This is a genomic window from Amycolatopsis saalfeldensis (assembly GCF_900110575.1).
In the GTDB taxonomy this organism is placed as follows: Bacteria; Actinomycetota; Actinomycetes; order Mycobacteriales; family Pseudonocardiaceae; genus Amycolatopsis; species Amycolatopsis saalfeldensis.
In genome coordinates this window covers 204,728-216,662 of sequence record NZ_FOEF01000013.1, presented here as the reverse complement: position 1 = coordinate 216,662, position 11,935 = coordinate 204,728, and the positions used below count along the sequence as shown (strand labels likewise).

At 73.9% G+C, this 11,935-nt stretch carries 6 protein-coding genes and 1 pseudogene; 2 read left to right on the top strand and 5 right to left on the bottom strand.

Features of this window, described 5'->3' with window-relative positions:
- Positions 1-7: 7 nt before the first annotated feature.
- A complete protein-coding gene (locus tag BMY97_RS48655) occupies positions 8-418 on the bottom strand; it encodes a hypothetical protein (protein WP_245787520.1) in 411 nt (136 codons plus the stop codon).
- A gap of 1,782 nt (positions 419-2,200) precedes the next feature.
- Positions 2,201-3,115, bottom strand: a pseudogene (locus tag BMY97_RS49640) (protein kinase domain-containing protein); the annotation flags it as partial.
- On the opposite strand from BMY97_RS49640, the gene eccD reads away from it, so the two are divergent.
- Together eccD and eccB are read left to right on the top strand one after the other, a co-directional pair.
- On the top strand, positions 3,114-4,490 hold the full coding sequence (eccD, locus tag BMY97_RS27545; protein ID WP_091621738.1) for a type VII secretion integral membrane protein EccD: 1,377 nt from the start codon (positions 3,114-3,116) through the stop codon (positions 4,488-4,490). The pseudogene BMY97_RS49640 and the gene eccD sit on opposite strands and share 2 nt — an antisense overlap.
- A gap of 1 nt (position 4,491) precedes the next feature.
- Positions 4,492-5,886, top strand: a complete 1,395-nt coding sequence (gene eccB / locus BMY97_RS27540) for a type VII secretion protein EccB (protein WP_091621735.1) — start codon at positions 4,492-4,494, stop codon at positions 5,884-5,886.
- 175 nt (positions 5,887-6,061) lie between these two features.
- Here the strand turns inward: eccB and BMY97_RS27535 are convergent, their stop codons facing one another.
- From BMY97_RS27535 to eccCa, 3 genes are read right to left on the bottom strand one after another with little or no spacing between them, the layout of a single operon-like run.
- Entirely contained in the window at positions 6,062-7,393 is a 1,332-nt protein-coding gene (locus BMY97_RS27535) for a hypothetical protein (RefSeq protein WP_091621732.1), read from the bottom strand.
- The gene (locus BMY97_RS27530) at positions 7,393-7,743 is read right to left on the bottom strand and encodes a hypothetical protein (RefSeq protein ID WP_143086309.1); all 351 of its coding nucleotides are present in this window, start codon (positions 7,741-7,743) and stop codon (positions 7,393-7,395) included. Before BMY97_RS27530 ends, BMY97_RS27535 begins: the two co-directional genes overlap by 1 nt.
- Before the next feature lie 51 nt (positions 7,744-7,794).
- Positions 7,795-11,757 carry a type VII secretion protein EccCa gene (gene eccCa / locus BMY97_RS27525; RefSeq protein ID WP_091621726.1) on the bottom strand — a complete coding sequence of 1,321 codons (3,963 nt, stop codon included), beginning with the start codon at positions 11,755-11,757 and terminating at the stop codon, positions 7,795-7,797.
- Positions 11,758-11,935 lie beyond the last annotated feature (178 nt).

Here is an 11,935-nt window from a genome sequence, read left to right as displayed (position 1 = left end):
GGACTCCCTAACGGTGGCAGGTCGCGCCGCGGATCGATTGGGGCGCGCTCTTGTAGACGCTCTGGCTGTCGGTGGCCTGCACCTCGAAGCAGTACCGGCGCAGTGGGTCGACCTGAACGGTGAGCGTGTGCAGCCGCTGGGCGAGGATCGCGCGGTTCGGCTCGCCCTCGGGCGCGACGATCACCGCGTAGTCGACGCTGTCGGAACTGCTGCTCCAGCTGAGCGTGACCTGGTTGCCGTGGTCGGCGGGCTCGGCCAGCTCCAGGGTGACCGCGGTGGGCGCGCCGGACGGCGGCGCGGGCGGCGGGGTCCGCGCCACCGTGGTGAGGTCGTCCGATCCACCACCGAGCAGCAGCACCAGCCCGGCCGCGACCACGCACACCGCGACCAGCCCGCCGACGACCACATCCCAGCGCACCCGCCGCTTCCGCTCCGCCGGCTCCGCAACCGTCGACCCCCCAGGCAAACCCGGCCCGGACGGCAACTCCGCAACAACCGAAGCCGGCAACTCAACCGGCGCCGATTCGTCAAACCCCTCCGCCACGGGTCCTTCCGGCGCGCCGAAATCGTCGAACTCGCCTTCCCACGCCCCCGGCTCACCCACAACCGACGCCCCGGCCCCGTCCGGCGCGGCCGGTTGAAGATCCGGCACCCCGGGAACCGGCGCGCTGGGGTGGTGAGGCTCCGAATAGCCACTCGCCCCGCCCGGCCCGCTCGGTGCAAGAGAACCACCGCCCCAGACCGCGGCCCCACCACCAGAGCCTGGTACTCCAGCGGGCGAGCTGCCTGCCCCAGCCCCAGCGACGGCCCCGCGAGAAGCCCCTCCCTCAGCAGCGGACGCGGTCGCGGTGTCCGGCGCAACATCGGACCCGGGCACCGCGCCCGCACCACCGTGCGGGAACGGCGCATGAACGGGCGCGGGACCAGCACCGGGCGCAGGCGCAGGACCAGCCGCGGGGGCCGCGCCAGGCGCAGGCTCCGGTACGGAACCAGGGCCAGGAACCGGACCGGCAGCAGCTCCGGACACAGGCACGGGGCCCGCGGCCGCGCCAGACTGGGTCTCGCCTACGGAACCAGGGCCAGGAACCGACACAGCACCAAAACCGGACACCGACCCGGAACCAGCGCCAGGGACCGGAGCCTCAGCAGCACCAGAACCAGAGACCGGGGCAACGCCAGGCACGGACGCCGGTACTGAACCGGCCGCAGGGACCGGACCGGCAGCAGCGCCGGGTACAGGCGCGGGACTGGCCGCAGGGACAGCGGCCTCGCCAGGATCGGCCTCCGGTACGGAACCAGCCGCAGAGATCAGGGCAGCAGCAGCACTAGAACCAGGCACGAAACCAGCCGCAGGGACCGGAGCAGCGCCAGACACAGACGCCGGCACGAAACCAGCCCCAGGCACCGGGCCAGCGCCAGGCTCGGGCTCCGGTACGGAACCAGCCGCAGGGAGCGGGGCAGAGCCAGGCGCAGACGCCGGTACCGGACCGGCCCCAGGCACCGGGGCAGAGCCAGGCTCGGGCTCCGGTACGGAACTAGCCGCAGGGACCGGGGCAGCACCAGACACAGACGCCGGTACGAAACCAGCCCCAGGCTTGGGCTCCGGTGCGGAACCGGCCGCAGGGACCGGAGCGGCAGCAACGCCGGGCCCGGGCTCCGGGGCGGAACTGGGTGCAGGGGCAGGACCAGGAGCGGGCACTGGCCCAGGAGCGGCGGCAGCCTGGGCAGGAGCTGGTGGATAAATGGGGGCAGGGCCAGGAGCGGGCGCATAAACGGGCACAGGAGCAGGCGCGAGGCCAGGCCCAGCAGCGGGAGCGGGCGCGAGGCTAAGCGGGGGTGCAGGGGCAGGCGCGGAGCCAGGCGCAGCAGCGGAAGCGGGCGCGAGGCCAGACGCGGAGCCAGGCGCAGCAGCGGAAGCAGGCGCAGAGCCAGGCGCAGGCTCGGAGCCAGACGCAGGCTCGGAGCCAGACGCAGGCTCGGAGCCAGACGCAGGCTCGGAGCCAGACGCAGGCGCATAAACAGGCGCAGGCTCGGAGCCAGACGCAGGCGCATAAACAGGCGCAGGCACGTAGCCAGGCGCAGGCTCGGAGCCAGACGCAGGCGCATAAACAGGCGCAGGCACGTAGCCAGGCGCAGGCACAGCCAACCGCGGAATCATCGCTGACAGTTGGTCCACCACCCAGGCCGCGCTGGCAGGTCGGTGGGCCGGGTCCGGGGCCAGTAGGCGTCCGACCACTGTGGACAGTTCCGTCGGCACGCCGGGTTGGTGGATGGCGGGGACGGGAGTGCGCAGGACGCGGAGCACGCGTTCACCCACTGGCTCACCGAGTTGGCCTGGCAGGGGGTGGCGGCCGGTGAGGGCGACGTGCAGGAGGGCGCCCAGGCCGTACAAATCCGTGCGCTCGTCGAGGGTTTCCGTGCGGAGTGTTTCCGGTGCTAGGTAGTCCAGCACCTGCACCGGGTCGCGGGGGAAGGCGAGGCGGAGGGCGACGCCGAAGTCCGACAGGACCGGTTGGCCCGAGGTTCGGAACAGGACGTTCGAGGGGGTCACGCCGCCGTGGACGACGCCGGCTGCGTGGGCGCCGGCGAGGGCCGTTGCCAGTGCGTGGCCCAGCACCACGGTGTCGGACGGGGTGAGCTGGCCGACGCGGGGCAGGAGCGTCGCCAGCGACTGGGCGCACAGTTCCATCCGCAGCACGTGCCGGCCGTCGGGCAACTGTTCTACGGCGTCCACCGGCAGCACCGACGGGACGCCGCGCAGGCGGGTTCGTTCGCGCTCCACCGCGGACAGCGTCACCCGGTCGAATCGGGACGGGAACACCTTCAGCGCCACCGGGACGCCGTGGTCGAGGCCCGCGTACGTGGTCGCGATCGGGCCGGGGCCGACCAGGGCCCAGTCGCCGCCGGGCAAGGTTGTCGCCACCGCGGTCACCGCCCCGTCCGCTCGCCGCACGCCGCCGAGTCGCCCCACACGCCTGACCTCCGTGTCCGCTAGCTGCCGACCCCGTTCCACCACCGGCGCCGTGCCCCCATCGTAGGAGAGGTCCGAGCCACCCGCGCTCGTCCCGGCAGGTTGCTGCCGCCGCGGCGCCCCTTGCGAAAGGAAGACCCGCATGCCCACCATCGGCCTAGTCCGGGTCACCGTGGCGGCCCCGGCCCGCCGCGTCGATCTGACCCTGCCCGAACGGTCCCCGATCGCCGAACTGCTGCCCGGCCTGCTCCAGCACGCCGGGGAACACCTGGCCGACCAAGGCGTGCCGAACGGCGGCTGGGTGCTCCGCCGCCCCGACGGCACCGTGCTCGGCGGCGCGAGCACGCTGGCCACCCACCGGGTGCTCGACGGCGAGGTGCTCAACCTCGTCCCGGCCCGCACCGAGTGGCCCGAGCTGGAGTACGACGACCTCGTCGCCGCGATCGCCGCCGGCGCCGAACGCGCCAGCAGCGCGTGGGACCCGCGGCACACCCGGCGGGCCGGGCTCGTGGCGGGCGCCGTCGGCGCGCTGCTGGCGCTGGTCGCGGTGGCGTTCGCCGGACCGCCGTGGCCCGGGCCCGCCGCGTGGGCGCTCGGCGCCGCGCTGCTGTTGCTGATCGCGGGAACGGCGCTGGCCAGGGCCATGGGAGACGCCGGCGCCGGGTCGGTGCTCGCCGCGGCAGCGCTGCCCTTCGCGTTCGCCGGCGGCGGCCTGCTGTTCGCCGGTGACCGGCCGTTGACCGGGCTCGGCGCGCCGCAGCTGATCGCGGCCGGGGCGGCGCTGCTGCTGGCCGCCGTGCTCGGCCTGCTCGGCGTCGTCGACCGGCCGGCGTTGTTCATCGCCGGCTCGACCAGCGGGCTGCTGGCCGTGCTCGGCGGCTGGCTCGCGACGATGGACACGTTCGGCACCACCGGCGCCGCGGCGGTCATCGCGGGGAGCGCGCTCGCCTTCTCGCCGCTGCTCGCGCCCCTGTCGATCCGGGCCGCGCGGATGCCGATCCCGGTGCTCCCGCGTGGCACCGCCGACCTGCTCCGCGACGAGCCGATGCCTTCGCGCGCCGCGGTGTACGCCACCGTCGTCCGCGCGGACGGCCTGCTCACCGGGCTGGTGTGCGGCGCGGTCATCGCGGCCGTGCCATCGCTGGTCCTGCTGGTCCGCGACGGCGGCACCTCCGCGCTGGTACTGGCCATCCTGCTCACCGTGGGCTTCACCCTGCGCGCGCGGCTGCACCCCGTGCTCGCCCAACGGGTCGCCTGGCTGCTCGCCGCCGGATCCGGGGCGACGGCGCTGGCACTCGGCCCCCTGCTCGCCGCCGGTCCGCTGACCGTGGCCGGTCCAGTCCTGTTCGGACTGTCCACTTTGATCGTCGTGATCGGACTGCGGCGCAGCACCCAGCCCTCGAGTCCACGCTGGGGCCGTTACGCCGAGCTGCTCGAGATGGCGCTGGTGCTGGCCGTGGTGCCCGTGGTGTGCGCGGTGCTCGGGCTGTACGGCTACCTGCGCGGGCTGGGCGGCTGACATGGCGACCTCGCGCGATCGGCTCCAAGCCCACCAATTCCTCTTGCAGCGCACGGTTTCCGCGCTGGTGACCCGGGAGACCGACCCCGAACAGCCACCCTTCCGGCTGCCCGCGGGCGCCGCCGTCGCCGGGGTCGTGCTCGCCGTCATCGGGCTCGCCGCGGCGGGGGTGTACGGCCTGCTCTCCCCCGGCGGCGACCACAGCTGGCAGGACGGCAAGTCGGTGATCGTCGAGAAGGAGACCGGCACGCGATTCGTCTACCTCAACGGGAAGCTCGACCCGGTGACGAACTACGCGTCCGCGCTGCTCGCCCTCGGCAGCCACGCGGCGACGACCTCGGTCTCGGCGAACTCCCTGATCGGCGTCCCCCGCGGGCCGCGGATCGGCATCCAGGACGCGCCGGACGCGCTGCCCGCGCCCGGCCAGGTGCTGCGCGACGGCTGGACGCTGTGCTCCCAGCCGGGCACCGACCTCACCGGCGCCACGACGTACCGCTCGGCGTTGCTGGTCGGGCACCAGGCACCCGGCGGCACCCCGCTCGGGGACCGCGCGCTGCTCGTGCAGACCCCGGAAACCGGCGACGAGTACCTGGTGGCCGGCGGCCACCGGCACAAGATCGCCGCCGCGGACGCGGTCACGGTCGAGCTGGCGCTCGGCTCGGCCCCGCGCACGCGGGTCGGGGCCGCGGTGGTCGACGTGCTGCCCGTCGGCGCCCCGCTCACCCCGATCGCGGTGCCGGACGCCGGGAAGCCGTCCCACGCGGTGCCCGGCCGCCCGGACCTGCTCGCCGGGCAGCTGCTGACCATGGAGAACCAGTACTACCTCGCCGAAACCGGGCAGCTGCGGCCGATCACCCCGCTGGAGTACGAGATCCAGCGCGCGTACCGGCCGACGACCGGTGCCTACGGCGGCGCCGAGCCGTTCCCGGTACGGCTGAGCCCGATCGAGGTGAGCGGCGCGTCGGTGGCCGCCCGCCCGGCGGCCACCGACGAAGACCCGCCCGCGGCCCGGCCGGTGTTCGCGGCCGGCTCGGACCGCGTCTGCCTGACGTTCGCCCCGGGCGCGTCCGTCCCGAGTGCGAGCGTCGGCGACGAGCTGCCGCCGCCCGCGAACACCACTCCCGGCCGGACTCCGGGCGGGGTCGCGCTGGCCGACCAGGTGCTCGTGCCGCCGGGGACGGCGGCGGTGGTCGAGGTGATGCCGAGCGACCAGGCCCCGGCCGGCACCTATGCCGTGGTCACGGACCTGGGCCGGGCGTACCCGCTGAGCAGCCCGGACCTGCTCGACTCACTCGGCTACCGCGGCATCGCGCCGGTGCGGATCCCCGCCGGGCTGATGGCCCGGGTGCCGCAGGGGCCTGGTCTGGACCACGCTTCGGCGATGCGGCAATGGTGACGCCGAATCAGTAACCCCAGCCGCAGTCGGTGCCGCTCCAGCCGCCATCACGGGCCGGAGCGGCGTCCGGCTGCGTCCCGTGCCCAAAGGTTTTCCCGCCAAGGGCAAGAAAAAGCTCGTGAGTGTTCAGGACGGTCAGAACCGTCCTGAACACTCACGAGCCATTGGGGCCGGGTCAGCGAGCCAGACGACGCGGCGGAGCGGGCGGTTCGAGCGCCGGGGCGCTCTTGTCGCCGACCACCCAGAGGTCCTCGTCGAGCAGCTCGACCGTGGTCGGGTCGTCCGCGCGGTCACGGCGGACCGTGCGGGCGAGCGGCGCGAACGCCGCCGGGTCGGTCCGGCCCGCTTTGCCGCGCAGGGAGGCGGGCAGGCCGGGCGGGGTCGTGCGACGGGGGCCCCGGCCCGGCGCGGGCCGTTGCAGGGCACCGGATCCGGGCGTGCCACCGGCGGCACCGGCGCCGGCCCCGCCGAGGCCGGACATCGGCGCCATCGGCATCCCGCTGCCGCCGCCACCGCCGTTCGACGGCGGGGCCGGCTCGGCCTCGGGGACCGTCGGCGCCTGCCCGGCAGTGGTCGGCGTGACCTGCTGAGCCACCGGGAAAGCCGCCTGCGGCAACGGTTTCGGCCCGCCGCCGCCCAGCCGGACGCCGGGCACCGCGGCCCCGCCGAAGCCGCGGCCGCCACCGCCGCCCAGACCGCCGAGCCCGCCCAGCGGCATCGAGAACCCCGCGGGCAACGACGGTGGCGGCGCGGACGGCAGCGGCGCCAGCGGGGGAAGCGTCGGCGGCGCGATCGGGGCCACGCTGCCGCCCAGCCCGGACAGCGACGGGTCGCCGCTCAGGCCCGGGTCCTGCTGCGACCCGTCGCCGCCCGCCGCCGCGTCGCCGCCGGAAGCGGATGCCGACGCCTGGTCGCCCGAAGCCGAAGACGCGGAACTCGCGCCGCTGTCACCGCCGCCGCTCGAAGCGCTCGCCGACTGCCCGCCACCGGAGGACGACCCGCCGGCGGAACCACCGCCGCCGGAGCTGCCGGTCGGCCCGCTCCACGCGTTGCCCTGGGCGCTCGAAACCGCCTGGGTGGCGGTGCCGAACTGCTGGGCGAGCTGGTCCATCAGCCCGCCGGCCTGCTGCTGCAGCATCGGCATCAGCAGCGCCGCCACCAACGGGTTGGCCTGCACCATCGCGACCAGCTGGTCGATCTGCTGGCCGGTGCTGGTGATCGCCGACGAGAGGCTGGTGAGCTGGCTGACGGTCTGGCTGATCCCGGCCGTCCACGAATCGATGTCCGCCTTGCTCTGCGCGCCGCGCTGCTGCAGTTGCGCGCCGGCCTGGTCGGTCCAGTCCGGCTCCAGCGCCTGGAGCTGGCCCTGCAGCGAGGAAGACGCGCCGCTGAGCTTGGTCCCGGCGTCCTGCCACATCTGTGCCGCCTGCGAGGCCACCTGAGCCAGCGGCTTGGTGGCGTTCATGATCTGGACCTGCTGGGGGAACTGCATCCCGGTGTAGCTCATCAGTTACCTCCCACGGACGGGAACAGCAACGACGGGTGCAACGGGGCCGAGGACTTCAGCGGAGACAGGTTCTGCGTCTTCGCGATGGTCTGCTGCCCCGACTGGTCGGCGTTCAGGTAGTCGTCGGCGGAGGCGCGGGCGATCCCGGCGTACGCGCCGAAACCCTGCTGCACCTGTTCCATGAACTGCTGGAGTTTCTGCGCGGACGCCTCTTCCGCCTGCGCGAAGGCGGTGCCTTCCTGCATGCCCCCGCCCGCCGCGGCCCCGCCCTGCCGGTTGAGCCCGCCCGAGTCCATCTGCGGGCTGAACCTCATCATCGACTCGCTGAGCCCGCTGATTCCTTCTGCCATTTTTCGCCTCCTACTGTGCTGTTAGTAGCTGGATTCCGCGGTCACTTCGCGTCACTCGCGCGGCGGCAGCCAGGCCAGCTGAAGCAGCCGGGCACCCTCACGACGGGTGATCAGCCTGCCGCGTCCTGGCGGCAGGGACTCGGGTTTGAGCCCACCGAGCAGCGGGCCCTCCTCTCGGTCGCCCGACAGCATCAGCCCGGGCGAGCCGACGTCGCGCACACGCGCGAGGAACTGTTCGAACAACGCGCGTCCGGCGCCGCCCGAGCGACGGGTCAGCACCACGTGCAGCCCGATGTCGCGGCCCTGCGCCAAGTACTCCATCAGCGGCAGGAACGGGTTCTCCATCACCGACGCGACCAGGTCGTAGTCGTCGACGAGCACGAACAGCTCCGGTCCCTGCCACCAGCTCCGCGCGCGCAGCTGCTCCGGGGTGACGTCCGGGCCCGGCAGCCGCTCGGCCATCGCCCGCGCCGCGTCGTTCATCAGCCGCGTGGTGGTGGCCAGATCCGTGCCGTAGCCGAGCAGGTGGTCCGGGCCGACTTCGCCGAGCAGCCCGCGACGGTGGTCCACCAGGAGCACGCGCGCCTGGTCCGGGGTGTAGGAGTCGGTGATCCGCCGGGCCAGCGTGCGCAGGAACGCCGTCTTGCCGGAGTCGGCGTCGCCGAGCAGCAGCAGGTGCGCGTCCGCGGAGAAATCGAGCTGAACCGGCGCCAGGTCCTTCTCCGCGATACCGATCGAAAGCCGGTGGGCGGCCGGATCGTCGCGGGGCGGAAGGGCTTCGAAGGCGAGCTTCGCCGGGAGCAGCCGGACGTTCGGCGCGGGCTCGCCCGGCCACGCCTCGGCCACCGCGGTGACCATTGTGGACACTCCGCGCGGCAGGTCGTCGACGGTCTCGAGGCCGTCGATCCGCGGCAGCGCCATCAGCAGCTGGTGCCCGGTGCTGGTGATGCCGCGCCCGGGCGAGTTCTCCGGCACGTTCAGCGCGCTCATCCGGTCGACCATGGTGTCCACCGGATCGCCGAGCCGCAGCTCGATGCGGCTGCCGAACAGGTCGCGCACGGTCGGGCGGATGTCGAACGAACGCGAGCAGGACGCCAGGATGTGCACGCCGTAGGCCAGCCCGCGGGCGGCGATCGCGCCGATCACGTCCTCCAGGTCCTCGTAGTCCTTGCGCAGCGTGGGCCAGCCGTCGACCACCAGGAACACGTCGCCGTACGGGTCGTCGTCCGGGCGCAGCTCGCGGTAGGCGGCCATCCCGTCGACCTCGTCCTCGGCGAACCGGCGCTCCCGCTCGGCGAGCACGGTGGACACCTCGGCGACCGTGCGCCGGACCGCGCCGGCGCTCTGGCGGCCCGCGACCCCGCCGACGTGCGGCAGCCCGCGCAGCGACGCGAGCCCGCCGCCGCCGAAGTCCAGGCAGTAGAACTGCACTTCACGCGGGGTGTGGGTGAGCGAAAGGGAGGTGATCACGGCCCGCAGCGCGGTGCTCTTGCCCGAGCGCGGCGCCCCGGTGATGACCAGGTGCCCGGCCGCCGCGGACAGGTCCAGCACCAGCGGGTCGCGCCGCTGGTCCAGCGGCCGGTCGACGACCCCCGCGACCGCCTTGAGGCTGCCCCGCAGGCCGGCGTCGCCCGCCTGGAGGCCGCGGACCGGGTCCACCACGGCCGGCCCGAGCAGACCGTCCACAGTGGAGGGCTCGGCCAGCGGCGGCAGCCAGATCCGGTGGGCGGGCACCCCGCGGCCGGCGAACCGGTCGACCAGGATGTCCATCAGGCTCTCGCCGATCGCCTCGTCCGGGTCGTCGGCCGGGCGGACCTGCTCGTCCTCCTCGACCGGCGGCGCGACGTACGCGGTGGAGTAGGCCTGCATGCCGGGCAGCCGGTCCGGGCCGGTGCCGCCGACGACCGCGCCCGCGGTGTGCACGCCGGAGACGTAGGCCGAGCGGAACCGGACCATCGGCTCGTCGCCGAACTTCAGGAAGCCGTGCCCGGGTGCGCGGGGCAGGGTGAACGCGTCGGTCACGCCCAGCACCACGCGGCTGTCGATCTCGGAGAACGTCCGGAGGCCGATGCGGTAGGACAGGTGCGTGTCGAGCCCGCGCAGGCGGCCCTCTTCCAGCCGTTGCGAGGCGAGCAGCAGGTGCACGCCGAGCGACCGGCCGACGCGGCCGATCTGGACGAACATGTCGATGAAGTCCGGCCGGGCCGAGAGCAGCTCGCTGAACTCGTCGCACACCACCAGCAGCGTCGGGACCTCCGGCAGCGGGGCGCCGGAGTTGCGGGCCTTTTCGTAGTCGCGCAGGGACGAGAAGTTCCCGGCCGCGCGCAGGAGCTCCTGACGCCGGATCAGCTCGCCGTTGATCGCCTCGGTCATCCGGTCGACCAGCGGCAGCTCCTCGGCGAGGTTGGTGATCACCGCGCTGGTGTGCGGCAGCTTGTCCAGCCGGGTGAACGTCGCGCCGCCCTTGAAGTCGATCAGCGCGAAGTTGAGCGTGTTCGGCGAGTGGGTGATCGCCAGCGCGAGGACCAGGGTGCGCAGCAGCTCGCTCTTGCCGGAGCCGGTGGCGCCGATCAGCAGCCCGTGCGGGCCCATCCCGTCCTGCGCGGACTCCTTGAGGTCCAGCTCGATCGGGGTGCCGTCGGGCCGGATGCCGAACTTGACGCGCAGCCGGTCGCGGCTCGGCCGCGGCAGCCAGGTGTCGGCCGGGTCGAAGGCGAACGGGTCGCCGAGGTCCAGCAGCCCGTCCAGGCCGAGTTCGGCGCTCAACGGCTGCTCACCGCGGGAAGCGGCGGTGAGCCGCAGCGGGGCCAGCTGCCGGGCCAGCGCCTCGGCCGTCGGCAACGGCAGCTGATCGGCCTGGCCCAGCTCGGTCTCTTCGAGGCCGGCGAGGTTGGTCAGCGTGCCGTCGGGCCCGACGTCCAGCACCAGCGTGGTCGGCTCCGGGGTGTTCGGCGGCACGGTGGTGAGGTCGACCATGGTGACGCCCTCGACGCCGCCGACGGTCATCAGGTGGTCCGAGCCGGCGAACGAGCCGCCGTCGAGCACCACCACCAGGTGCGGCCCGGACACCCGCGACGAGGACATCGGGTCGAACCGCGGCCGGTTCGCGAGCACGTCCTCCAGCATCACCTCGAGCGTGGTGATCGCGGTGGCGACCAGCCGCAACGGGCCGACGGCGTCGGTCCGCTCGGGGTGCAGCGCGTGCGGCAGCCACTTGACCCACTCCCAGTCGGGCAGCCGCTCCGGCGCCACGCAGACCGCGAACCGCAGGTCGTCCGGCGACTGGAGGGTGGCCAGCTGCGCGAGCATCGCCCGCACCAGTCCGACCGCCCGCTCCTGGTCACCGCCGAGGTGGACCCGGGCGAAGCCGTCGATCGCGAGCGCGAGCGGCAGCCCGTCGATGGCCGAGTAGGTGGTGATGAATCGGCGCAAAGCCAAGGCGGACAACGGTTCCAGCTGTTCCAGCGGCTTCGTGTCGGGCGCGACGAGCGGAGTGGCCAGGCTCTGCCGGCCCAGCCCGATCCGGACCGCGCCGAAATCGGGGTCGGTCCGGCGGCGCTCCCACAGCCGGTGGCTCGCCGCGACCGACCAGAGCGCGTCGGGCTCGGGGTGCAGGTACCACAGGGCGTCGCTCTGGCGCCGGGCCGTGCGGGCGACGCGCATGCGGTGCTGGGCCAGCTCGCGCAGGTACATCCGACGCGCGTAACCCATTTCCCGCTTGGACGCGCCGCCGCCGTTGAGGAACGACAGCAGCAGCATGCCGACGATCGCGACCCCGAAGAGCCCGAACACCACGTACCGCATGGTGTTGTTGCCGCCGCCGAAGCTGCCGGAGCCGCTGAACAACAGCACCATCGCGCCCATCATGGCCACCATCGGCAGCACGGTGAGCACCTGCGTCCACCCGCGCCCCGGCGCGGCCGGCAGCTCCGGCGGCGCGTCCAGCACCAGTTCGCCCGACGGCATCTCCGGGGCCGGACGCCGGGCCGGCCTGCGCACCACGACTGTCGCCACGTCTGCCTCCTGAAAAGGGTCTCCCGGCGAATCATCACCGCCGGTCCGGGCCGTCGGGCGGTGGTGGCAGGAACAGGCCTCGGCCGCCCCGGGCCCCCGGGCGCGGGCCTAGCTTCGGATCGCGGGCACCGACTGCCGGTGCACCCATTCCAGTGGGATTCAGTGGGAAAGGAGCAAG

What these genes read in the sequence shown, in the direction of transcription:
- eccD (WP_091621738.1), top strand. Translation starts at nt 3,114, where the DNA reads ATGCCCACCATCGGCCTAGTCCGGGTCACCGTGGCGGCCCCGGCCCGC.
- eccB (WP_091621735.1), top strand. Translation starts at nt 4,492, where the DNA reads ATGGCGACCTCGCGCGATCGGCTCCAAGCCCACCAATTCCTCTTGCAG.
- BMY97_RS27535 (WP_091621732.1), bottom strand. Translation starts at nt 7,393, where the DNA reads ATGAGCTACACCGGGATGCAGTTCCCCCAGCAGGTCCAGATCATGAAC.
- BMY97_RS27530 (WP_143086309.1), bottom strand. Translation starts at nt 7,743, where the DNA reads ATGGCAGAAGGAATCAGCGGGCTCAGCGAGTCGATGATGAGGTTCAGC.